Source organism: Kitasatospora sp. NPDC054768 (assembly GCF_053612025.1).
Genome location: NZ_JBSHBN010000097.1, coordinates 1 through 23,684 on the forward strand (window position 1 = coordinate 1; position 23,684 = coordinate 23,684).

A 23,684-nucleotide genomic window follows, 5' to 3' on the forward strand; every position below is an offset into this window, starting at 1 on the left:
GGTCGGGACTGCTCCCGACCGGACGGCGAGACCTGCGGTCAGAGCGGCAGGCCCTGCCAGCCGCCGAAACCGGTGGCCGAGGTGCCCGCACGGACGTAGACGCGGCCGTCCGTGCCGATGGCGAACACGTAGAGGACATCGCCGCTGCCGACGATCGCGGTCGGGTAGTCGAGGACGGTGCCGCCGAGGTCCTGCCAGGCGCCGTAGCCGGAGTTCGGGGCGGTCTGGGCGGTGGTGCTCACGCCGCCACCGCCGTTGCGCTCGAACAGGACGACCTGTCCGCGGAGAGTGGCCATCGCCGGCTCGCCCACGCCCGCGTGGCCGCCGAGGTTGACCGGGGACTGGCTCCACGAACTGCCGAGCTGGGTCTGGTAGCTGACCAGCATCGCGCCGGTGCCGGCCTCGCGGTAGGCGAGTTCGATCCGCCCGTCCTGGTCGAGCGCGGCCTTGGGCGGGCTCGCCGGGCGGGCGTTCGGGATCGCGACCGGGCCGTTGATGGCGTCGTTCGGGGCGGTCTGCCACCAGTTGAGGACCTCGGCGCGGGTGCTGGCGAAGACCTCGATCCTCCCGGCACCGTTGCGGATCGCGGTGACCGGGTCCTGGATGTCGGTGCCGCGCAGGTCCTCCCAGGTGGTCGTCCAGGCACCGTTCGGGGTGGTCTGCCGGATCGAGCTGAGGCCGCCGCCGCCGTTCTTGATGAAGAGTTCCAACCGGCCGTCCTGGGAGGAGACCACCGCGGGCACGCCGACCTGGTCCACGTTGTTGAGCCCGGCGTTGGGGTTGCCGAGGTCGGCCCAGCTGTTCCGCCACACGCCGTTGGGCGTGGTCTGCGGCACGGAGACGATGTGATGGTCGGTCAGGCGGCGGGCGAAGACCTCCATCCGGCCGTCGGCGTTGGTGCCGACCACGATGCCCGGCGCCAGCCGCCCGCCCGGGTCGGCGAACCGTGCCGGGCCGCCCCAACTGCCGTCCGACTGGCGCCAGTAGGTGTAGAGGGAGCCCGCCCGGACGACGAAGACCTGCGGCCGGCCGTCCTGGTTCAGCCCGGCCCAGGAGGTGCCCCGCGACCAGCGGTAGTACATCCGGGAGAACCAGGCGGTCTCGTAGCTCCCCGAGTGGTCGTGGCTGGCGTACTCGGAGACGATCACGCCCTTGGTGTCGACCGTCGCCGGGTCCAGGTTCACCGGGCAGTCGCTGATGTTGTAGTCCCGGTAGTTCACCTGGATCAGCGAGCCGCCGTACTGACTCGCCGCCACGCCTGCGAACTTCGCGGCGGAGATGTGGTCCGAGTGGTCGCCCTTGTAGCGGGTGTCCGGGAGTTCGTCCTGAGCCCGGAGCACGGTCGGCCGGTACGTCACCATGATCTGCCGCAGCACCTCGACGACGTCCGCCGCCGTGTAGGTCGACGGCCCGGACATCGGGCTGCCCTTCGGGACGACCGTGGTGTCAGTGCCGCCGTTCAGCACATCGGCGAGCCCGGCGTCGTGCAGGTTGAGGAAGATCAGGTGCACCGACCGGTCCCTGAGCATGTACCGCTCGACCTGCTTGCCCGCGACCGTCCACGCCTCGACGATCCAGTGCCCGATCTCGTCGGTCGACGGGTCGGTGTCACCGACCCCGGCCATCCGGGAGTAGGCGTTGACGGCGCCCATCTGGCGGTTCCAGGTGCGCAGCGGATCGCCGGCGGGGTCCCCGCAGCCCGAACACGGGTCACCGGTGATGTTCCCCGCGGTGACGAACACCGTGACGGACGGCGTGCCGTTGGCGATCGCGTTGGACAGGTCCGGGTTCATGAACAGGATGTCGTCGTCCTCGTGGGCGACGACCTGCATGAACAGCGGCTCGGAGCCGGCGGTCAGAGCCGCGCCCGTACTCGTGGCCGCAGCGGCGCGGGTCGCGGTCCCCTTGGCCAGGACGGGTGCGGCGAGGGCAGTGACTGCGAGGGAGGCGAGGAGTCGCCGTCGTCCGATTGCCATGTGATTTCCCCTAATTCGAGGTCGGCAGGTAATCACGCCAGGAGGTAATTGGCGGATTGTCGAGCAGGAAATGCTCGAGACGGTATATCGCAAATCCGGCGGGTGGGCAACAGTCGACTGACGTACGATCAGGCCAAGCTGTCCGCTTCTCGCCCATCCGGTTCGGTCCCGGACGAATCCGCTCCTCCGTCGAACCGTGCGCCACCGGCGGATCATGCCTGGTGGCGCGGTTTCTGCAGGAACTTCCCCATGCTTTCCGCCTGGTGTTCCACATGGCGGACTCCGAGCCGGGAGTGATTGCATCGTGGGGTGGCGGACGAGCTCCGAGAGTTCTCGCCGCTTTATCGGATTTCCTCGTCCGGGAAAGAGGGCGCCGCCATTATCCGTCGCCTGGACCGCGCGGAAAGAGGTTTTCCGTACCCAGCGAAAGGACTCCTGTGTACGTCGCCCACCGCCCGCCGCGGAGCCGCCTGTCCGCCATGGCGGCAGCCGCTGTCGTCGTCGGCGCGTTCGCCGGCCTGCCGCCCACCGCCCCCGCGCACGCGACCACCGGCTGCGGGCCGCTGGCTGCCGCGCCGGCGTCCGGCACGAGCGCACCCCGTCCCACGTCCTCGACCTGGACCGGGAGTTGGGGCACCGCCATGAGCCTGGCCGGACCACCCGCGTCCTCGGGCGTGACGGGCCGACAGACGCTGCGCATGGTCATCCACACCAGCATCGGCGGCAGCTCCGCCCGGATCCGCCTGGCGAACACCTTCAGCCCGGACCCGGTGACCATCGGGCACGTCACCATCGCGGCCCAGGACGGGACCGCGGCCCGGAACGGGAGTCCGGCCACGGCAACCGCCACGCCCGTCACCCTGACGTTCGGCGGATCCGGCCGGGCCGTCATCCCGCCCGGCGGCGAGATCTACAGCGACCCCACCGCCTTCCCGGTCGCCGCGGACGGGAACCTGCTGGTCAGCCTCTGGCTCCCCGACGGGATCACCACCGCGCCCTACCACCCCTACACGCTCACCACCTCCTACACCTCCGCTCCCGGCGACGGCGCCGACCACAGCCAGGACACCGACGGCACCAACCTCCCCGCCAGGTACGACTACTGGGCCTACCTCAGCGGTCTGGACGTCACGGCCGCCGGCAGCGACGGGACGGTCGTCGCCCTCGGCGACTCGCAGGTGGACGGCGGGCACACCTACCAGGACTCCAACACCCGTTGGACCGACGACTACGGGCGCGCCCTCAGGGCCCAGCCGACGCCCAAGGGCATCGTCAACAAGGGCATCTCCGGCAACCGGATCCTCGCCGACGGGACGGGAGGACGCGCCGGGTTCGGCCAGAGCGCGCTCAACCGCTTCGACCGGGACGTGCTCTCCCAGACCGGGGTGCGGAGCGTCGTGCTGTACGAGGGCATCAACGACATCACGATGGACGACGCCTCCGACACCGCGATCGAGTCGGGGATCCGGCAGTTGGCCTCGCGCGCGCACGCGGCCGGGCTCCGCTTCACCGTGGCCACCATCCCCGCCTTCCAGGGCTACGGCGACTACACCGCCGCCCGGGACCAGGTGCGCCGATGCGTGAACAGCTGGATCCGCACGACGACGGAGATCGACGGCTTCCACGACTTCGACGAGGCGACCCGCGACCCGATCAACCCGAGCGCCGCGTTCGCCGGCTACGTCTCCTCCGACCGCCTGCACTTCACCACCAACGGGAACGCGGCCCTCGCCGACGTCCTCGCCCCGCGGCCCGCCCCGGCCAGGCCCTCCCACACCTTCTCCCAGACGACGGCCGGAGCCTTCCACGGCAAGGGCACCGGCGACCTCGTCGCCCGCGACGACTCGGACGGGCACCTGTACGAGTGGGCGGGCCTGGGGGACGGGTCCTTCGCCGCCAGGACCGACCTGACCGCCGGCTGGGGCGCGTTCTCCGAGACGGTCGCCGGTGACTTCCGCGGTACCGGCCACGCGGACCTGATGGCGCGGGAGGATTCGACGGGCACCCTGTACCTGTGGGCCGGCAACGGGGACGGCACCTTCGCCGCCCGCGTCCGCGTCACCGACGGCTGGGGCCCGTTCTCCCAGACCGTCGCCGGTGACTTCCGCGGCACCGGCCACGCCGACCTCATCGCCCGCAACGACACCTACGGCGTCCTCGACACATGGATCAACACGGGCGGAGCCTCCTTCACACGCCCCTTCCGGCTCACCGACGGCTGGTGAACACCGGATCAGGACGACGCGCGACCTCCCGCTGACCGCGCGGATCGCCCCTCGCAGGGTTGTGAGGGGCGATCCGCGCGTACGAACACGATGCGACCGGTGGACGACGGCGCCTTTGAGTACCGCGCCTGACCGGGGCGAGACACGGTGACGTGTGCCGACGGCTTCGATGAATCGCTCCGTGCCGCCGAATGCCTCGTAGGTGCCGAGCGGGCCGCTGACTGTGTCGTGTGCGGGATCCCCGCCCCGGCGAACCCGCGGAGCGGGGCGTAGCGCCCCACGACCGCCGCAGTGGTGGCACAGCGGACGCCGGGGCACCGGATCGCGTCGACAACTGCGGGCGTGACGCTGCTGGGGCGGCCGGGAAACGCAGGCCAGTAGGTGGGCGCTTGCGGCCTGTCCTGGCAAACCGCAACGAGCCTGTCCGACTCGGTGTCGCGGTTGCCGCCTTCTCCAAGACCGGAGCGTTCATGTGCGTTCCCCTGCTTCAGCGTGGGAGACGACGCCACCGCCGGCGACACAAGCCGGATGGCTTCCATCGAGCTGTGGGCCAAGCGCAACCAGTCCCGGGGCCGCACCGGGCCGCTGCTCGTCCACGGCACGCCGAGCGGCGTCCGCGACCAGACGCTGCACCTGGTGTTCACCCCCACCGAGACCTTCCGCTTCGGGCTGTACTCCGACGACCTGGACACCGCCCAGGCCTACCCGGACCTGGAGTGGCACCGCTGGGCCGCGGTGTACAAGAACGCCACCCGCGAACAGATCCTCTACCGCGACGGCATCGAGGTCGGCCACCACACCGCCGGCGCCCGTACACCGGCAACGGGCCGCTGGTGATCGGCGGCCTGTCGTTCGGCAACGCGTACCTGGACGGCCGGATCGACGAGATCCGGGTCTTCGACCGGGTCCGCACCCAGCGGGAGATCGCCGCCGAGCGCGACCGGCGGCTGTCCGGCCGGGAGCCGGGCCTGCTGGGCTACTGGACCGTCGACACGCCGGGCAGCCCGCCGTCCCCGATCAAGGGCTACCAGGTGGTGGCCCGGGTCGGCGACCGGGTGGTGAAGTCGGCGGAGCGGTTCCCGTGCAACGAGTGGGCGCACCTGGCCGCCGCCTTCACCCAGTCCTGGGCGCTGCGGATGGACAACGCGGTGGGCCTGTCGGTCGAGTCGCAGGACTCACTGGACCTGCTGGAGGACCTGACCGTCGAGGCCTTCGTCCGGATCGACCGGATCGGTACCCCGATGGGCCTGGTCGCCAAGGGGACGGTCGTCGACGGCGGGCAGGCCGGCGTCCCGTACCAGTTCGGCGTCCTGGCCGACGGCCGACTGGAGTTCGCGTTCGCCGAGGCCGACGGCAAGGCCGTCCGCTTCGCCTCGACCCAGGCCCTGACGCCCGGCGCCGTGCAGAAGGTGAGCGTGGTGCGCGAGCGCCGCCAGCCCGCGCCCGCGGCCGCCGGCAGCACCCAGCCGCCCGCGCCGGACCAGCCCGAGCAGTACATCCGGTTCTTCATCGGCAACACCCTGGTCGGCAACCACCTGTACAGCGGGCCCGGTGCGCAGACCAACACCAGCGAACTGGAGATCGGCCGCGGCCTGACCGGCGTCCTGAGCGAGGTGCGGATCTGGAACGCCGTGCGGGCGGCCGGCCAGGTCGGACTGCCCGTCACCCCGCGCGAGAAGGGCCTGCTGGCCCGCTGGGCCTTCGACGAGAACGCCGGCAACGTCGCCTTCGACCACTCGGGTTCCTTCCCGGCCAAGCTGCGCGGCGCCCGCTGGACCCGCGACCCCGACTCGGCGGCCAGCCCGCTGCGGCTGTACCGCAACGGCGAACCGCTGGCCGAGGGCTCCGTCACCGCGCAGGACTCCGCGCCCTGGGGCGAGGCCCAACTCACCCTGGGCGCCCGGCTGGAGGGCGGCAAGCCCGCCGACCCGTTCACCGGGACGCTGGAGGAGATACGGATCTGGCGCACCGTCCGGACCGCGGAGCAAATCTCCGACAACCTGTTCTCCCGGCTGCGCGGCGACAAGCAGCACCTGCTCGGCTACTGGCCGTTCGACCGCGACTCCACCGAGCCCGGCACCACCTCGGTGCGGGACGAGGGCCTGCGCGGCAACAGCCTGGGCTTCTCCGCCAAGCGGCCCCGGATCCTGCTCTCCACCGCCCCGATCTCCACCGACACCGCCCAGGTCCGCTCGGCCCTCGCCGACGTCCGCACCCCGTTCCACGACAGCATCGGCGGCGGCCCCGGCGCGAGCGAGTACGCCGACCTGCAGTACGACGCCAAGGGCGAGGCGCTGGGCGTGCTCAAGCGCTGCTACGGCTTCGTCCGGGACGGCCGCTGGCACCTGGTCACCGGCTACAAGGTCGGCGATCTGATCACCGAATGGGTCGGCCAGGCCCAGTTCGACCCGCAGCTGGTCGGCTACGTCGAGGGCGCCCCTCCGGTGCCCTCGGAGAACCTGGTCGACGGGGCCGGCGACCACACCGGGGCCTCCTCGGTGGAGTTCACCGAGGCCGAGGAAGTGGTGCAGAGCCTGTCCTCCAGCAAGTCCCGGAGCACGGACGCCGCCTTCAACTTCTCGTTCGACTTCGCGACCGACGTCGACACCATGACCGTCACCGCCCCGCTCGGCGTCGGCATCGCCAAGCCGCTGTTCTCGGGGCAGACCAAGATCGGCATCAACGGCAGCCTGGAGATCTCCAACACCTGGAGCTCCGAAACCCAGGTCAGCCAGGGCACCAACGCCGCCCGCAAGACCCGGCTGGCGCTCACCGGCTACCCCGAGGACCCGGCCAAGCTCCTCAACCCGGCCGTCGGCCGCCGCTACGTGCCCGCCAACACCGGCATGGCACTGGTGCGGTCCCAGACCGCCGACGTCTTCGCGCTGCGCCTGGCACACACCGGCGCGCTGATCGCCTACCGGATGATGCCCAACCCGGACATCCCGCTGGACTGGAACATCATTCACTTCCCGATCAACCCCCGCTACACCAAGCAGGGCACCCTGGACGGCGCGGTCGGCTTCGACGAGCGCGGCAAGGTCACCGACCCCGACTACCCGACCGCCACCGGGTACGGCGAGTACAGCTACTTCAAGCCCAAGGACGCCTACGCGCTCAAGCGCCGCATCACCCGCGACCAGCAGCGGCTGCAGGCCTACTACCAGTCGATCTCCACCGAGGCCGACCAGCGCGGCGCGAACGACCCGGCCGAGGCCCAGGCCCGCGCGGTGCTGCGCTCGATGGGCATGGACGTCGCGCCCCGCGACGACAGCCGCCCCGACGGCCCGAACGCGACGGCCGACGGCTTCTCCCACCGCGACCTGGTCAACACCTACGTCTGGACCGCCCAGGGCGGCTTCTTCGCCGAGACCACCGAGGCGACCGACGCCGTCACCGAAACCACCGCCGGCTCGTACACCTTCCACGGCTCGGCCGGCGGCTACATGGATTTCGCCTTCAGCCTCATCGACCTCGGCTGGGGGCTGCACATGGACGCCTCGGTGGGCGGCGGCTTCAGCACCACCCGCGCCAAGGGCAGGGACGCCTCCCGCTCCTTCGGCCTCGACGTCCAGTGCGCGCCCTCCGGCGACCTGCAACGCCGCGGCACCGACGGCAAGTTGGTGTACGACGCGGCGGGCCGGCCGGTACTGGTGCCGGGCAAGGTGGACGCCTACCGCTTCCTCACCTTCTACCTCGGCGGGACCAGCGCCAACTTCGACGACTTCTACCGCAAGGTCGTCGACCCGATCTGGCTGCAGGGCAGCGGCGCCCCCGACGCCGCCGCGCTGCGACAGGCCCGGCAGAGCTCCGCCAAGCCCCCGTGCTGGCGGATCCTGCACCGGGTCACCTACGTCAGCCGGGTGCTCCCGCCCGTCCCGCCGCCCGGGGCACCGCCGCTGGAGCAGGCGATGCGCGCCGAGAACATCGACAGCGACTACGAGCTGATCCGGCGCCTGGAACCGTACGTCCGCCCGGCCGCCACCAGCACCGGCGCGCTGTCCGCCGCCACCCGGAAGGTGCTCGCCGCCGAACTGCCCGAACTCCTGCCGCACGCCGTCGAGATCATCGACTACCTCGGCCGGTACTTCGGCCTCGACGACTGACCCCCGCCCGGCCCTCCGGTTCCCCGGAGGGCCGGACTGTCGTCGGTCACCAGCCCGGACGGCGATCACCCGTGAGGTATCGACGACCGTGAGAGCCACGGAATCTCCACTGCCCCGGGGACGCCTTCTGGCGTGCCGCAGAACGGCATTCGGCGGCCCCCGACCGATCGGCCCTGGCCGGCGCCGCAGCGGCCCGTGACCGGATTTCCGATGCCGCGTCCCTCGCCCGCTCAACGGCGGACGCCGACGGCGGCACCGCACTGAACGCCCTGGCCTGGCACCTCGAACAGCGCCGCAACAAGGTCGACGCCGCCCCCTACTACGCGCTCGCCGCCGAGGCGGGTCACACCGGAGCGCAGGTCCGACTGGCCTGGCAGCTCGAACAGGACGGTAGCCTCGACGAGGCCGAGACGTGGTACCGACGGGCCGTCGGTACCGACGTGGGCAAGTCCGCCACCGTGGGCCTTGCCTCCATCGCCTGGGAGCGCGGCGAGCGGCAGACAGCACTGGAACTCTACAACGAGGCCCTCGTCTCCGGCGGTGCCCGCAGCATCGAGTACCAGGCCCGCTGGCTGGCCCGAAACGGCCGACACCAACTGGCCCTCGCCCTGACCAAGTGCGCCTTCCGGGCCGGCAACACCGAGGCGTTCACCGGGCTCGCGTGGACGTACATGAATCCGGAGGAGAAGCCTCGGGCCATCACCGTCCTCAAGCACGCCTACCACGTCGAAGGCGACGTGAACGCCCCTCGGGAGCTGGCCTGGGTGCTGGCCGATGGCGGTGACTGGGAGGGGAGCGGAGAATACGCCGAGATCGCCGTTGAGCTCGGTGAGGTGAACGCGCTGCGCGCACTCGGGAAGGCACACGCCGCACAGGGCAACCACCGCGCGGCCGCCGGGCTGTACTGGCGTGCGTACAACCTGGACCTGGACTGGGCCCTGCTCGACCTTGCCGGCCTCCGGGAGAAGGAGGGTGACCTCCGCCGCGCCGGACGCCTCTACCGGCGAGCACTCGGCGAGGGTCAGTCGTACGCCGCCCACGGCCTGGTCCGGATCCTCGAACTCACCGGACAGGAAGGGGCTGCCGAGGAGCTGGCGAACCGCTCTTATGACACCGTGAAAACACTCGCCCGCGTCCGCGCGAAACACGGGCGGCGGGAGAGCGCCGAACTGCTGCTCCATACCCTGGTCGCCAAGGGTCATTCCGATGCCCTCCTCACCCTGGGGCAGATCCGCCGAGCGGCCGGGGATCACGCCGGAGCCGAGTCGGCCTTCCGTCAAGCGGTCGCCGCCGGCGTCGACCGGGCCTCTCAGTCGCTCTCCGCGCTCAACACCGGGCCGCAGGAAGCCGCGCACTGAACCCGACCACCCTCACCCGACACCCCGGACATATGCCTACAGGGCACGTTCGGAGTCGCACCGCTCCGGGTGGACCCCCCTGAAGGAGGAACCGACCGCGTCCCCACCCCGTACGCCGCCCTGGCGGGGCCGAAGGCCGTACGAACCGTCAAGGATGCGGCTACGGCCGAGAACGACTGCGCGACCGAAAGGCGCCGGTGATCCACGTCAACCAGGGCGCGCAGCACCCTGCACGGGTGCCCGCGTCCGGCCGTGCCGGTCCGCCTCCGGAGAACCCCGGCACCGTAGGGTCCTCTCCGAAGAGACGGGGCCGACCGGTCACCCGGACCGGGGCGCCAGGAGGACGAGGGTGTCACCGTCCTTGGCAATCAGGTCGTTCCCGGCACGGGCGTCGAGGTCTCCGGTGGCGACGATCTGGCTGGTTCCGGACCAGTCGCCCCCGCTGGGGGGAGCAGTTCGGTGCGCTGGGGTTCGTCGGGGGCGCCTCGGCGTCGGCCGCCAGGAGTGCATGCCCGGCTGGGACTCCGTCGCGGCCCCGGTCCTGTGGCACGACTCCATCATGGGCGCCGTCCTCCTGCTCCGACGAACCACCGAAATGCCCGCCGACCTCCGCCCGTTGATCTACCACACCCGCAAGGCGGCCGAGAGCATCAGCGAGCTGACCACGAGCCCGCTCGCCGCCGCGATGTAGCCGTCCGCTCCGCTTCGCAGCGAACGAACAGCTGCTGCCGCCCGAGATCTTGAGTTCGGGCGGCAGCAGCTCATCGTTCCGGCGGCGCCGGGAGCGGCCTCATCTGAAGCGTGAGTACGACGGACCACCTTCCTGATACGCGGTGAGCGCGATCCTGGCGGTCGGGAAGGCCGGTTCGGGGAGGTCTGCCGCGGCGACCCATTCCGCGGCCAGGTGCTTGTCCGGCTCGGTGTTGACGAGCTCGCCGGTCCAGCGGTCGGTAGCGAAGACGAAGAGGACGAACTGCCCGAGTCCGTCGTAACTCTGCTCGACGTGGACGACGTGGACGAGTTCGAGGTTCAGGGGGTCGACCAGCAGACCGGTCTCCTCCTTGAGCTCGCGGGCGGCCGCTTCGTCGAGGGCTTCCCCCGGCTCAGCCTTTCCGCCCGGGACGGTCCAGGCCGGCCGTGGGGACCAGTTGGGGCCGGCGTAGTGCACGGCGGCGATGCGGTCGGTGCCCTTGTCGTGGACGATCACGCAGACCGCGTTCCGGCTGTTCATGACGGTGCTGGTCGTCACGGCGCGAGCTCCTCGTCGGGGTGCCGCAGGACGTCGGTGGTCCAGCCCGGCCTGGCCGTGTGCCAGCCGAAGCGGTATCCGTTGGTGCCGAGGTATGGGGCGGTGAGGGCGTGGTGGAACTCGCACCAGGCCGCGAACTCGCGCCGGGAGCAGCCGGGTAGACCGCGGCTGCGGGGGTGGTCGTTGTAGGTGTCGAGCGCTTGTCGGACGACCTCCGGGATCAGCGGGCCGCTGGTCATGGTGGTGCTGACCACCAGCTTGGCGAGGTCGTACCCGAAGGGCGCGAGGGTGAGGGAGTCGAAGTCGATGACGGCCACCGCGGTGTCGGTGACGAGGAAGTTGCGCGGATTGGCGTCCTTGTAGAACGCGGCCGGCATGTCGGCGGCCCGCTGAAGCCAGCCATCGGCCGCCTCGGGAGTCAGGGCGGGGCCGGGTACGGATCCGGAAGCCAGGAGGCGCCGGAGCCGCTCGCGCCGGCCGTCGACGAACCCGTCGATGGTGGTGCCGCCGCTGGTGAAGGCCGTGTCCAGGCGAGCGCCCTTCAGCACAGTGAGGTAGGCGGAGGTGTGCTGGTGGCCGAGGAGGTCGGCGAGGAGGACCAGGTCGGCCGGACCGGCGTGGCGACCGTCGAGGTGCTCGTAGACAGTCTTCCCGGAACGCTGTCCGACGACCCGCGGTGTGCGAACATCCGGGTTGACACTGGTGAACCACCGCTGGTGGGCGAGGGAGCGCTGTTGGAGCAGCGGGTGGTCATAGGTCTTGGTGAAGGTCCTCATCGGCGGGCGGCCACCACGTAGGTGACGGTCGAGGCGGTCTCCAGCGGGCCGTCACCGATCGTCTGCCGCAGCTTCTCGGCGATCTGCCTCGCATCGGAGGGGAGTCGGTACTTGGGGTTGGTGGCGGCGTAGGCGGCGATGTGCGCGGCGCCGGTGAAGCGGAAACGGTGCTCGTCGTGGATGATCTCCCGGACGTCGAGGCAACTTCCCACGATGTCGGCCTGGTTGTCGCTGTGGAAGGTCTCGTACAGGCTCGGTCGGTCGGCCGCCTCCGGGTCCAGGCCGCTGGCGGCGATCGCCTCGTCCAGCTCCTGGTAGCTGTCGGCGGACTTGGTGACCGTGATGGACAGCCCGCCGGGCGACAGGCAGCGGGCGATCTCTGCGACCACGGCTGCCGGCTCCGGCGAGTGGTAGAGGCAGAACGCGGCCGCGGCGACCGCAACCGAGGCGTCGGGCAGGGCGATGCTGTGGAAGTCGCCGCGCATGTATCGCACGCCCATCCGTCCGGCCAGCCGCCGCTGGGCCTCGGTGAGCAGGGCGGCGGACTGGTCGAAGGCGATGAGCTTCGGCGGGTCGAGGCGCTCGGCGAGCGCGACGGTGGTGGTGCCGCGCCCGCAGCCGATGTCGAGGACGGTGCCTCGCGGCCCGTCCGCGGCGAGTTCCGCGATGACGGCGGCCGGGTGTCGGCCGAAGGTCTTGGCGCGGGCGAGTGCGGTGGTGCGCTGGGCGAGGCGGCCCGCGTCGGAGTACAGGGTGTCGCGGACGCGGTCGGTGTCGAGGAACGGGTTGGCGGTCATGGACAGGTGGAGCCTTCCCGGGGAGGGGGTCAGTTCATGTTCGGGGAGGCACGCCCGCGACGAAGCGGCGTGCGGCCCGGCGGCTGGTGAGGGTGACGACGCGGGCGTGGCCGGCGTGTTCGGCGATCAGGGCGCGGATCTTGGGCCGCATCTGGCGCCGATAGCCGAGGACGTAGCGGATGAAAGCCCAGTGGATGCGGTCGAAGACGCCCTGCTCGGTGTGCTGGCCACCGCGGTAGCGGCGGCGGCGCTGCAGGATCCCCCAGAGGCAGACGATCGGGGGGATGTCGAGGAAAACGACGGTGTCGGCTCGCTTGAGGCGGATGGGGAGGGTGGAGGCGAAGTTCCCGTCGATCACCCAGCGCGGTTCGGCGACCAGGTCCTCCTGGATCGCCGCGAACTTCTCGGGCGGCAGGGTGTTCCAGTCGGCGTCGTAGTAGACGCCGTCGAGGTGGGTGACGGGGGCGTTGATCTTGGCGGCGAGCTGGCGTCCGACCGTGGTCTTGCCGCTGCCGCCGCAGCCGATGATGGCGATCCTGTCCATGTCGCCACAGGCTACCGAGCCGTGGGACGGACCGGGTCGCGCTCGGCCCTGGCCGGTGGCCGAGGCGGTGCGCTCCGACCTGCTCACCGTGCCTCGACGGGCACCAGAACGGCCCGGTCGAAGTCGAAGCGGACCTCCCGGCCGGGGCCGGCGACATCGGCACAGGACAGGTAGACCCGCCCGTCGGGCGCGATCTCCAGCTTCTCCACGACGTCGCTGGGCGGCGGGCACCGTTCGGGCAGCAGGATGTCGGTGTTGACCTTCATCCCGCCGAGGCCCATGGCGGTCAGCCGTTCGTGGAGCTCCTGGGTCTGTTCCCAGGTGACGGTGGTGACGCCGCTGGTGGCGGCGTTGCCGACCGGACGGACGCGGTGCAGCATCAGGTCCTCGGCACCGAGGTCGCGCAGTCGCTCGGCGAGCGCCGGGATGGTCGTGATGTTCTCCCCGGTGAGGGTGCAGGTCGCGCCGAAGGGGAGGTCCCGGCCGAGGGCCCAGGCGAGGGTGTCGAAGGCGGCCTCGAAGGAGCCCGGGCGTCGGATCCGGTCGTGGGCCTCGGCGGTGCCGCCGTCGAGCGAGACCCTCAGCATGTCGAGGTGCTCGGCGGCGCGGGCGAGGAAGGCCCGCCGCTTGTAGCCGTTGGTGCAGATCTCGGTGCGGTAGCCGAGCGACTTGGCGACGGTCAGGACGGTCGGCAGGCCCTCGAAGAGCAGGGGCTCCCCGCCCAGCAGGCACACCTCGCGGCAGTCGAAACGGGCGAGGAAGTAGGTGAGGGCGGCGGAGGCCTGGTCGATGGTGACGGTGTCGGGCCGCTTGAGGTCCTCGCCGTGGTAGCAGGTGGTGCAGGAGAAGTTGCAGCGGAAGAGCAGCTCCAGGTAGAGCTTCTCGACCCGCTGGATGCCGGGGAGTACGGGAGGGATCGAGTTCACGTACGGTTTCCTTCCGTCGATGGGAGCGGGGCCGGCGTGTTGTTCAGCACGCGGTCGAGGGTGCGCAGTTGGCGGGTGAGACGGAACCGGTCGAGTCCGTCGATGCAGCGGGCGATTAGGTCGGCGTGGGCCTGGCTGCCGGTGATGCGGGTGAGCGCGGTGACGGTGGCCAGTACGTCGGGACCACCGGTGACGACCAGCTCCCGCGGCACCACCGCGTCGGCCCCCCGGATGGTGGCCGGCACCAGCGGCAGGCAGCCGGCGAGGACGGACTCGAAGATCCGCTGGGTGAACTGGCCGCTTCGCGCGTACCGCTCGGGGGCCAGCAGCACGGTGGTCACCGAGGCCTCGTAGAGCGGGGCGACTTCGTCGAACGGGATGCGCCCGGTGAAGTTCACGTCCGGCCACCGAGCGGTGTCGGTCCACTTCCCGGCCACCCGGTGCGGCAGCCGGGCTGCGGCCGGGGCGAAGTACCGGTCGAAGGCGGCATCGCGGTCGTACTGGTTGCCGATGTACACCAGCGGCACCGGGCGCCCGTGTGCGGCGAGAGCGGCGGGGTGCGCTCGGTCGAGCGCGTCGTCGTCGACAGGGAAGAGCAGGCTCTCGGTCCCCGGCGAGGGGTGCAGTGCCGGTTCGCAGACCTGCACGTGGCCGACAGCTCGGAGCGGGTCGTCGGAGGACAGCTGCTGGTCCTTGTCCCAGAGCACCGTACGGATGCCGAGGTGGTGGGTGTAGTGGTCGAGGAGTTCCTGCTGCCGGTGGAGGTCGCAGGTGTGCCCTTCGCTGCCGCACGGGGTGGTGTTGCGTCCGGGAACCGGCCAACGCCACTCCAGGACCAGGGCGTCGATCTCGGGCAGGCCGCCGTCCCACTGGTAGTGGGCGGTGAGGTCGGTGCCGGCCTCCGCCAGGTCCCTGTCGGCCTGCAGCGGGATGACGTCATGGCCGCGGGCGGTGAGCCCGTCCAACAGGGTTCGGCGGTGGCTCCGCCCGCCGTCGGGGGTGTCGGTGATACCGGACCCGAGGAAGCCCCAGAAGCTGTAGCCGATCCTCATGCCTTGGTCACCCACCAGTCCCCGACCAGGAGCGCGTCCAGCCCGGACTCGGCCAGGCAGTCGAGGGCCATCTCCGGGGTGCCGCACATCGGCTTGCCCTTGACGTTCAAGGAGGTGTTGATCAGCACGGGCACGCCCGTGATCTCGGCGAAGGCCGCCAGGATCCCGGCGAGGAGGGGGTTGTCCCTGGGCGCCAGCGTCTGCACCCGAGCGGTCCCGTTGGCGTGGACGACGGCCGGGATCCGCTCGTGGGCCACTTCGGTGACCGGCGAGGCCATCGACATGAACGGCGCTTCCTGGCCGAGGGTGAAGTAGTCGTCGGCCCGATCGGCCAGCACGACCGGCGCGAACGGGCGGAACGGCTCCCGGAACTTGACGGTGGAGTTGAGCCGCTCCACGACGCCGTCCCGTAGCGGCGACGCGAGGATCGAACGGTTCCCGAGCGCCCGCGGCCCGGCCTCGCCGTTCCCCTGGAACACTCCGACGATGGTCCCCCGGGCGAGCTCGCCGGCGACGTGTCCGGCCGGATCTAATAGTCGCTGGGCGGTCATGCCGGGACGCGGCTCGGACGGCAGTTCCAGACCGGGGAACGCCGGCCCGAGGTAGCAGGACCGAGCCAGACCGGCCGGAAGGTTCCCGTGCCGGCTGAGGTGGACGGCGGCCGCAGCGCCGATCGCCGTGCCGGAGTCGCCGGGCGCCGGTGGAACGGCGACCTCGTCGAACAGTCCGGAGGCGATGATCTTGCCGATGCTGACGCAGTTCATCGCGACGCCGCCGCCGACGCACAGCAGCCGGGCGCCCGTCCGCTCGCGGGCGATCCGTGCCAGGTACAGCATCACCTGCTCGGTGCGTTCCTGGAGGGCGGCCGCGAGGTCCGCGTGGACCGGCTCGACGTCCTCGTCCGGCCGCCGGGGCGGGCAGCTCAGCGCCGTGAAGGCGGCCGTCAGCCGCGGGTAGCGGCTGTCCATGACGCGCAGCCCGATCAACCGGTGGTCGAGTGCGAAGCCGTCGGTGGTGAGCCGGACGGCCTCGGCGAACAGCGGCCGGAACCGCTTCGGGTCGCCGAGGGCGGCCAGCGCCATGACGGTGCCCTCCTCGTCGCCCCGCCGCCAGCCCAGGTGCTCGGTGACCGCGCCGTACACGTAACCGAGCGAGGCCGGGTCGTCCTGGGCGTGGACGATCCGGTACGAGCAGCCGTTCGCGCTCCGTCGGGCGTGCCCGATCGTGGTGGCCTGCACCTCCCCCAGGCTGTCCACCACGAGCACGGCGGCGTCCTGGTAGCCGGAAGCGGCGAAGGCGTACAGCCCGTGGGCCCGGTGGTGGAGGACGGGCTGTACGGAGGCGTTCGGGAAGGCTCCGGACAGACGCGCCAGGCGTCCGCGGGTGTTGGCCGCGACCTTGGCGAACGAGCGGGCCCTCGGCAGCGCCCTGGCCGACGTCGCCGGCCGCACGGCGTGGGCGAGCGCGGCGGGAACCGCCCGCAGGTAGAGCTGCGGCGTGAAGTTGTACGCGACGGTGTCGACGTCCGCGCGGGCCAGGCCCGCCTCGTCCAGGAGCCATGCCACGGCCAGGGTCGGGAAGCGCTTGTCGTGCTTGACGCCGCTGAGCCGCTCCTCCTCGACGAAGCCGACGAGCTTGCCGTCGACGACCAGGGCGGCGGCGGAGTCGTGGGTGTAGGAGCACAGGCCCAACACGGTGCTGCGGTTCGCGGTCATCCCGGTCACCTCTTCGCCGGAATCGCCGGTGCCGGCATCTGGGCGAGCGGGACCCTCTGCTCGCGCTGGTCGTACCAGAGCCCCATCGCCTCGGGCAGCGGTCCGGGCACGTCGGCGGCCCGGGCACGGGCCTCGTCGCACCGCCCGGCCTTCCAGAGCCGGTAGCTGGCCAGGACCGCGGCGAAGCCGTCCCAGACCGGATGCCCGACGGCCTCGCCTGCCGTCACCTGCTTCAGCACCGGGTCGAAGTCGTCCCACGGGACGCCGACCGGCTGCCACCGTCGTGAGGGCTCCTCCTCGACGGGCAACTGCCAGGCGCTGTCCTGGTGTTGGGTGTACAGGTGCAGGGAGTCGACGTGGTGGTGGTAGTCGCCGACCTCGACGCCGAGCCAGCCGGCCATCAGTTCGTGCAGAACGGTGGTGGTGATCAGGTCGTACGGGAGACCGAGCCACACGTCCTGGCTCCGCATGCTGGTGTGCATCTCCAGGCGGCCGGCACGCAGGTAGAAGCGGTATCCGAGGGTGCAGGGGACGTCCTTGTGGCCGGCGGTGTCCCTGCTGGGGTCGAAGATCTGCACGACGGCCCGACGGCTCTCGCTGTCGCGCGTCAACTGGCCCCGGACGTAGTCGAGCTGGTCCATTTGCCCGTGCCAGCGCCGCAGCCGCGGCCCGTAGGCGCCCTGGAGGGCGCCGTGGTCGGTGAGGGCGGCGAGGCGGCTGTTGAAGTCGTGGATCCAGTCGGCGCTGGAGCCGGAGAGAATCCAGACCGTCTCGGCGGCGGCGAACGCCGGGTTGAGCACCCGGTGCGGGTCCAGGTGGACGAGCCGGGCCGTGGGGTCGGTCAACTTGAGGTAGGCACCCATGAGCTCGGCCGTGGCCATGCCGCGCGGCGCGACGCTGCGGCCCTGGCTCAGGATGGTCTTGCCGGCACGGGTGAACAACGCGTTCGCGCTGTCGGCGGCGGTGACGAACACAGTGACTCCGTTGGACGTCGGGACGGGACCGTTCAGGCGCTCGCGAGCTGCGGGGAGATGGCCGTGAGGTGGGCGAGCTGGCGGGAGATGCCCTGGACGAGGGCGGTGCGGGGCTTCCAGCCGAGGAGTTCACCGGCCCGGGAGCGGTCGGCGAGGGTGGCGTCCACGTCGCCGGGCTTGGCCGGCATCCGGTTGACCGGCACGGGGCGGCCGGTCAGTTCCTCAATCGCGGCCAGGACGTCGAGCACGCTGGTGCTGACACCGGCGCCGATGTTGAGCACGGCGCTTTCGATCCCGGTGGTCGCGGCGGCGATCGCGGCTTGGACGACGTCGCCGACGTACGTGAAGTCCCGGCGCTGGTCGCCGCTCCCGTACAGGTTCAGGGCGGGACCTCCCAGCGCCGCCGCGAGTGCGCGGCCGATCAGCATGTCCGGCCGCTGACGCGGGCCGTAGACGGTGAACAGCCGCAGCGCCACCGCGGTGACCGCCGACGAGGCCTTGCCCGCGTGGGCGAGGCAAAGCTGCTCGCCGGCCAGCTTGCTGACCGCGTACGGCGACTCCGGCGTCGGCGTCCGCTGCTCGCCGGACGCGCCTTCGAGGATGGTGCCGTACACGCTGGACGACGAGGCGTAGACCAGTCGCGGAACGCGGACGTCCTCGCAAGCGGCCAGCACCCGCTCGGTCGCGAACACGTTGCAGCCGGTGTACTCGGCGAACCGCTCGCCCCAGGACCCGCGCACCCCCGGCAGGCCTGCGAAGTGGAAGACGGCGTCGGCCTGGAGGAACAGCGCCGCGAGCGGGCAGGTCCTCAGGTCGGCGACGACGAAGGTGAAGCCCGGGCTCCCCAGGGCAGCCCCGAGGTTCGCCGCCGCCACCGGATCGGTCTCGGGATCGCGGCGGTCCACACCGACGACGGTGACCCCAGCCGCGAGGAGCGCGTCGACCAGGTGCGAGCCGATGAAGCCGGCCGCTCCGGTCACGACGACCCTCTTCAACCCGTGACGCTCCACGCCGTGGCGATCGTTCATGAAGTCTCCTGAGTGCAGGGTGAGTTGGTGCCGCTGGCACGCACGTTTAGCTCCGCCGATCAGCGGAGCCTTCGGACGACTGCATCCAGTCAACGGCCCTCGGAGCACCACGGGTCAGGAAGAACTCGGCAGCCCGCACTCGCGGACGACCGGAAAACTTGACCTTCCCATTACTCGAAAGCGTGCGCGCCAGTAGTCGCGGCGCTACTTTGTGCACATGGCGGACAACCTCGCACTTCGCCGATTCATGGACGACCTCGGCCTGACACAGGCCGAGTTGGCCCATCGCGTCAACCTGGAGATCGGCCGCCTGACGGGAAAGCCGGGCACCGTATCAGAGCGAACGGTCCACAACTGGCTGACGGCCAAGACCAGTTGGCCACCAGCAAAACATCGGGAAGCACTCAGGGCAGTATTCGGGTGTACTGGTCCAGACCTCGGGTTCGTTCAACCCGGGCGAGGCAATCGCGTGCACCCGGAGGATGATGTGAAGCGACGAGCTTTCGTGACCGCCGTGACCGGAACCGCCCTCGCGGTCGGATCCCCCGCCGTGGCAGCGCCCCACAGGATCGGCCACAGCGACGTGGAGCGGCTCAACACCCGGTTCGCTGAGGTGATCGCCAGCGACCATCGACACGGAGGCAAGCTCAGCATCGAAGCGCGGGCCGAAGCACTTGCCGACGAGGCGCTCGACCTCCAGCAGCACGGGGCCGCCAGCCAACGCGTCCGCGCCGCACTCTTCGGTTGCGCCGCGTCCTTCATGTCCTCCGCACTGTGGGCCGCCATCGACGGCCGGCGCTTCGACGCCGCACTTCGCCATCACGAACGAGCCGCGAGCCTGGCCGCGATGTCCGGGGACGCCGCCATCCAGTTCCGCATCTGGTCCCACGCTGGCAGCCTCTACCGGCACATGCGCAAGCCGAACGAAGCCCTCGCGGCCAACAACGTCGCCCGCAACCTTCCGATCGCCCGCCGCGATCCCCTGTTCGCCTCCCTCGGACACTCCCGACACGCCGCGATCCACGGCCTCACCGGTGACGTGAACGCCGTCCGCCGGTCCGTCGGCCGCGCCCAGGACGCGCTCGACCGGGCGGGCGCCGGCGAAGTCCGCCCGGTCTGGCTGGCGGCGCACTACGACCAGGCCGAGCTCGACTCCCTCGCACTCGCCGCCCACCTGGCGCTCGGCCGCTACGAGGACGCCGAGTCCCACGCTCACCGAAGCCTCGGCCTGCTCCGTCCTCACATGCAGCGGAGCCGCGCCATCACCAACGCCCGGCTCGCCCGCGCCCAACTCGGCCAGGGCGACCTCGAACCGGCCGTCGCCACCGCCATGGCCATCCCGACGGGATTGGCCGCGCACCCCCGGGTCGCCGGCATGCTCGACCGCTTCGGCTCGGCCCTGCTGAACGTGGCGCCGAACAGTCCCCATGCGCAACTCTGGGACCAGTACACCGACGACACCCGGAGGACTCCCGCGTGACCGAGCCGGACCTGCACCACTTCACCGAGCTGACCCCCCTCGCACGCCAGACCCTGATCGACCTCTACGCGGATGTGCGCGCACCGCTGCTTCACCTCCCCAACTACGCCGTCACCACGTTCGCCGAGCGCCTCGACCGCCACGGCGGCGAGCCCGGCTTCGAAGCCGTCATCGGCTACGACGAGAACGAACCGATCGGCTACGCCTACGGCAACACCATCCTTTCCGGCGACCGCTGGTGGACCCGGATGCCCAAGCCGATGGCGCCCGAGCTCACCGCCGACCCGGTCTTCGCCCTCAAGGAGCTGGGAGTCCGCACCCCATGGCGCGGCACGGGCGCCGCACGCCGCATCCACGAAGAACTCGCCGGCAACCGCCCCGAGGAGCGGATCACCCTGATGGTGAACCCCGCCGCCGGCGACGGCAAAGTGCTCGCACTGTACGAGGCATGGGGGTACACCGCGGTCAACGAGGTCCAGCCCAACCCTGACGCGCCGCCGCTCGTGGCGATGATCAGGAAGTGCGTGGTCTGAGGACCCGGCCAGGCTCAGCGAGCGGACCGGCCGTACAGATCTCGTCGCGAAAAGGGAGTGACTGGAGCCGTCTACAGCAGGACTATGAGACGTAGGTCTGGTTTTCGGCTGATCCGCCGAGAATCAGTCAGGTCGAGAGGATCTGCGTAGTGCCCCGTCACAGAATCACCCTCAGGTTCGCCCAGGTCACCTGCATGGGCTGCAGCGGCGTCCGAGTGCGAGCCCTTCCCTGTTCCGACTGCCGCCGGCAACCCGACCCCTGGGAGGTTGACCCTGGGCAGCAGGCCAGGGCTCAGGCGGTGAAGGACGCCCTCCACATGCTGGACACCTCAACACCGTCTCCGTCGACTCCTTACAGCCCGACAGTACTACGCACCGGGCTGCTCAATGATGTCACCGCATGGCTTGACTCCTTCCTCGCTGCGGCACAGGCCGTAGCCGTCGGCAGCGAGGGAGCAGCCGGCCTTCTTCAGGACTCGGTCGGCGCGCTGATCGGACTCCGCGAGGAAACCGGGGCCATGTTCCAGCGCCCCCAACTGGCACGAGCCAGGGCGGTGCGTCGGGTCGTCGAAACCATGGAGCAGATTCTCCGCACCTTCCTGGGAGCGATCAGCGCGTCGTCGCCGCTGGCTGCGCAGACGCTGGCCAGCCAGGCGCAGGCTCAACTCGACGGGGCCACAGAAGTCCTGGGCGAGATCAGCTGGCTGGCACGGGCAACGAACCAGTTGGACTCCGCCTCCGATCCGGAGGACGTCGCGGACGTCCTCCTTCAACAGGCGTTGATCTTCCATTCCTCCGCCGATCTGGTCGAACTCGACGCTGCGGGCCGAGACGAACTCGAGAGTCTCCTTGGAGTTCGCGGATCCAACGGCTGCGGTCTGACGTTCGCCATGTATGACGTCCTTGCCCGCACCGCGTGCGATCGCCAACGGTTCATACAACTCATGACCCAGGCCTACTCGTTCTTGAACGCTCACGCGAGTGGTGTTCGCGCCCTCGTGGCTGACGGCGTCTTCGAGGAGGACGTGCGGGCGGCACACCTTGAAGTGTTCGACAGCTGTACACGGATCACATCCGCCGTCCAGCAAGCACAAGTGACGCGACAAGCCGGGCGGGCCCTGATCGACACAGCGGCTGCTCTGGTGGAGGGGCCCGGCAGGGCGATGGCGGCGCTGATGCTGCTGGCCGGCGGCTACAAGTCCAAACCTTACGGAAAGCTCCGCTACGACGACGCTACCGCGACCATCCAGGCCGCCCGGCAGCGACCGGAGCTGGCCGCCCTGTTCCAAGGGCTCGACGGCGACCTGCGCAACGCCCGTGCGCACGCATCGGTCCGGTACTCAGAGGACCGCATCGCGATCGACTTGCGTTCGGCGCAACGGAGCCTGACGTGGGAAGAGGTCGTGGACACGATCCTCACGGCACAGGAGGGCATGCTGGCCATGCATGTCGCACTCACCGTCGTGCTCAGCGAGCACGGCATCCAGAACTTCGGCTCCCCTGACATCTACCGGGACTGCGGCATGACACCCCGGCGAGTGGTCAAGATCCTGGTGGAAAACATCGGCTGCAGCGATCTGCAAGTCGAGGCCGACGGGCCCCACTGGCGTCTCGACGGACGCATGACGGACGACACCCGCACGCTGAGCTTCCTCGTCACGGCGCTGCTGCCGTTGCTACCTCAAAGTGCGACCACGCTTTCACTGACCGGCAGATACGCCGACGGTGCTCACACGGCCGCAGGACCGCTCGAACCGTGGCGTGCGTTCACCAGCCTTCCGGCCGACAGCGAGGCCTACGTGACGGGGATGATTCGCGCCCAGTTGCTGTGGTCCTACGACGGCGACCAGTACTTCCCAGGGCCGCCGCTTCGCAGGTGGGCTTCCCAGCAAGCAGCAGAAGCAGTGGACCGCCTTGCGCCCGAGGCGGTGCGGCGACTGCGGGAACTGCAGGCCCTTGCCGCATTGGCGGAGGACACCGCCCTGCGCGAGGCGCTGGCCGCGGCGATCAGAACCGTGCGCCTCGGCCGGCCCGACACAAGCGACAAGGTCGCGATAGAAAATCTCAGGACCTGGCGCAGCCGCCCGGTGGCGTTCCCCCGCCGATGAGCTTCTCGACGCGTCACGCTGATTGTCGTCGTCCCGTTCCGGAGAGCGCGAGCAGGGATGAGCAGGTACTGGCGGTGTCGTCGGCATCGCCCGGTCGGTAGTCAGCACCCACAGATCCTCGGAGCCACCATCAGGCGACAAAGTACACACGTCCAATGATCAATTTCTGACTGCTTTCTTCCATCGGAGGCGCAGGAAGACGGTCGCCGATGCGGATCTTCATTTGACCGGCTGAACCTACCCAGCACGGGGCTCCCCACCCCGCCTTGGCCGCTCTGGACGACAGCGAGCCCCCTCGTCGCGGGGTTGGCGCCCGACTACGGCAGGCCGAGACCAATGCGACTCGGGGCGGTCCGGCGCACTGCAATCCGCCCATCGGCATGGGCCTCCGGTCTCGATGCCGACAGCCGAACAGCCAACACCCCCAGCCTGATGGCAAGTCAGAAAGTCGGCAAAAGGTCAGCATCGATCCGAAACCCTGGCACACATGTCCGAACACGAGACTCGACAGACCCCTCCCGGGCCCAGCGAGCCCAGACCTCCGGGCGCAGGGCAGACGACAGACCAGCCGTCTCCGCCTGGCAGCCGCCAGGCGGAGCACGAACAGATCCGCCACACGTTTTCCCAGGTCAGCACACCCACCCTCGCGACTTCAGCGGGATCGCGGGCAGCTCCGGGGTGGGCAGTCGAGCACCGTCGTAGCCATGAACTTCACCGAACCGGGAACCCTTCTCCCAGTCGTTTCGTGCCCGTACGATCTCATCACCGGATCGGCCGATGAAGTTCCACCACATAAGAATCAACCACACCCAGCCGGGTTTCCGGCCTCGTCACACA

The 23,684-nt window shown here is 70.5% G+C and carries 18 protein-coding genes and 1 pseudogene; 8 read left to right on the plus strand and 11 right to left on the minus strand.

Annotated features, from left to right (window positions below; genetic code table 11):
- Window positions 1–38: 38 nt before the first annotated feature.
- The gene (locus tag ACWGKU_RS25750; RefSeq protein WP_401044415.1) at window positions 39–1,976 is read right to left on the minus strand and encodes a PIG-L family deacetylase; all 1,938 of its coding nucleotides are present in this window, start codon (window positions 1,974–1,976) and stop codon (window positions 39–41) included.
- Window positions 1,977–2,455: 479 nt separating this feature from the next.
- Between ACWGKU_RS25750 and ACWGKU_RS25755 the strand changes: the two genes are divergently transcribed.
- From ACWGKU_RS25755 to ACWGKU_RS25775, 5 genes are all read left to right on the plus strand, one after another.
- Window positions 2,456–4,201, plus strand: a complete 1,746-nt coding sequence (locus tag ACWGKU_RS25755; RefSeq protein ID WP_452179602.1) for a GDSL-type esterase/lipase family protein — start codon at window positions 2,456–2,458, stop codon at window positions 4,199–4,201.
- Window positions 4,202–4,729: 528 nt separating this feature from the next.
- A complete protein-coding gene (locus ACWGKU_RS25760) occupies window positions 4,730–5,038 on the plus strand; it encodes a LamG-like jellyroll fold domain-containing protein (RefSeq protein ID WP_452179601.1) in 309 nt (102 codons plus the stop codon).
- On the plus strand, window positions 5,035–8,307 hold the full coding sequence (locus ACWGKU_RS25765; protein WP_452179600.1) for a LamG-like jellyroll fold domain-containing protein: 3,273 nt from the start codon (window positions 5,035–5,037) through the stop codon (window positions 8,305–8,307). The genes ACWGKU_RS25760 and ACWGKU_RS25765 overlap by 4 nt, the downstream gene beginning before the upstream one ends.
- Before the next feature lie 440 nt (window positions 8,308–8,747).
- Window positions 8,748–9,665 carry a hypothetical protein gene (locus ACWGKU_RS25770; protein WP_452179599.1) on the plus strand — a complete coding sequence of 306 codons (918 nt, stop codon included), beginning with the start codon at window positions 8,748–8,750 and terminating at the stop codon, window positions 9,663–9,665.
- Window positions 9,666–10,173: 508 nt separating this feature from the next.
- Window positions 10,174–10,356: a hypothetical protein gene (locus tag ACWGKU_RS25775; RefSeq protein ID WP_452179598.1), complete on the plus strand. Its 183-nt coding sequence runs from the start codon at window positions 10,174–10,176 to the stop codon at window positions 10,354–10,356.
- A 99-nt stretch (window positions 10,357–10,455) separates the two neighbouring features.
- On the opposite strand, the gene ACWGKU_RS25780 is transcribed toward ACWGKU_RS25775, so the two are convergent.
- From ACWGKU_RS25780 to ACWGKU_RS25820, 9 genes are all read right to left on the minus strand, one after another.
- Window positions 10,456–10,914 (minus strand): NUDIX domain-containing protein, encoded by a 459-nt coding sequence (locus tag ACWGKU_RS25780; RefSeq protein WP_452179597.1) that lies wholly within the window; start codon window positions 10,912–10,914, stop codon window positions 10,456–10,458.
- A complete protein-coding gene (locus ACWGKU_RS25785) occupies window positions 10,911–11,690 on the minus strand; it encodes a phosphotransferase (protein WP_452179596.1) in 780 nt (259 codons plus the stop codon). The genes ACWGKU_RS25780 and ACWGKU_RS25785 overlap by 4 nt, the downstream gene beginning before the upstream one ends.
- Window positions 11,687–12,487 (minus strand): class I SAM-dependent methyltransferase, encoded by an 801-nt coding sequence (locus ACWGKU_RS25790; protein ID WP_452179595.1) that lies wholly within the window; start codon window positions 12,485–12,487, stop codon window positions 11,687–11,689. Before ACWGKU_RS25790 ends, ACWGKU_RS25785 begins: the two co-directional genes overlap by 4 nt.
- A gap of 34 nt (window positions 12,488–12,521) precedes the next feature.
- Window positions 12,522–13,031 (minus strand): topology modulation protein, encoded by a 510-nt coding sequence (locus ACWGKU_RS25795; RefSeq protein WP_452179594.1) that lies wholly within the window; start codon window positions 13,029–13,031, stop codon window positions 12,522–12,524.
- Between the two features lie 83 nt (window positions 13,032–13,114).
- Window positions 13,115–13,957 (minus strand): radical SAM protein, encoded by an 843-nt coding sequence (locus ACWGKU_RS25800; RefSeq protein WP_452179593.1) that lies wholly within the window; start codon window positions 13,955–13,957, stop codon window positions 13,115–13,117.
- The gene (locus ACWGKU_RS25805; RefSeq protein ID WP_452179592.1) at window positions 13,954–15,009 is read right to left on the minus strand and encodes a hypothetical protein; all 1,056 of its coding nucleotides are present in this window, start codon (window positions 15,007–15,009) and stop codon (window positions 13,954–13,956) included. The genes ACWGKU_RS25800 and ACWGKU_RS25805 overlap by 4 nt, the downstream gene beginning before the upstream one ends.
- Window positions 15,006–16,724 carry a carbamoyltransferase family protein gene (locus tag ACWGKU_RS25810; protein ID WP_452179591.1) on the minus strand — a complete coding sequence of 573 codons (1,719 nt, stop codon included), beginning with the start codon at window positions 16,722–16,724 and terminating at the stop codon, window positions 15,006–15,008. The genes ACWGKU_RS25805 and ACWGKU_RS25810 overlap by 4 nt, the downstream gene beginning before the upstream one ends.
- A gap of 5 nt (window positions 16,725–16,729) precedes the next feature.
- Window positions 16,730–17,698, minus strand: a complete 969-nt coding sequence (locus ACWGKU_RS25815) for a thymidylate synthase (protein ID WP_452179590.1) — start codon at window positions 17,696–17,698, stop codon at window positions 16,730–16,732.
- A 32-nt stretch (window positions 17,699–17,730) separates the two neighbouring features.
- Window positions 17,731–18,726: an NAD-dependent epimerase/dehydratase family protein gene (locus ACWGKU_RS25820; protein ID WP_452179589.1), complete on the minus strand. Its 996-nt coding sequence runs from the start codon at window positions 18,724–18,726 to the stop codon at window positions 17,731–17,733.
- Between the two features lie 217 nt (window positions 18,727–18,943).
- On the opposite strand from ACWGKU_RS25820, the gene ACWGKU_RS25825 reads away from it, so the two are divergent.
- From ACWGKU_RS25825 to ACWGKU_RS25835, 3 genes are all read left to right on the plus strand, one after another.
- Window positions 18,944–20,206 (plus strand): XRE family transcriptional regulator, encoded by a 1,263-nt coding sequence (locus ACWGKU_RS25825; protein WP_452179588.1) that lies wholly within the window; start codon window positions 18,944–18,946, stop codon window positions 20,204–20,206.
- Window positions 20,203–20,739, plus strand: coding sequence for a GNAT family N-acetyltransferase (locus ACWGKU_RS25830; RefSeq protein ID WP_452179587.1), 537 nt, complete (start codon window positions 20,203–20,205; stop codon window positions 20,737–20,739). Before ACWGKU_RS25825 ends, ACWGKU_RS25830 begins: the two co-directional genes overlap by 4 nt.
- Before the next feature lie 317 nt (window positions 20,740–21,056).
- Window positions 21,057–22,847: a hypothetical protein gene (locus tag ACWGKU_RS25835; protein ID WP_452179586.1), complete on the plus strand. Its 1,791-nt coding sequence runs from the start codon at window positions 21,057–21,059 to the stop codon at window positions 22,845–22,847.
- A gap of 629 nt (window positions 22,848–23,476) precedes the next feature.
- Here the strand turns inward: ACWGKU_RS25835 and ACWGKU_RS25840 are convergent.
- Window positions 23,477–23,647 (minus strand): annotated as a pseudogene (locus tag ACWGKU_RS25840) (pirin family protein); the annotation flags it as partial.
- Window positions 23,648–23,684: the final 37 nt, after the last annotated feature.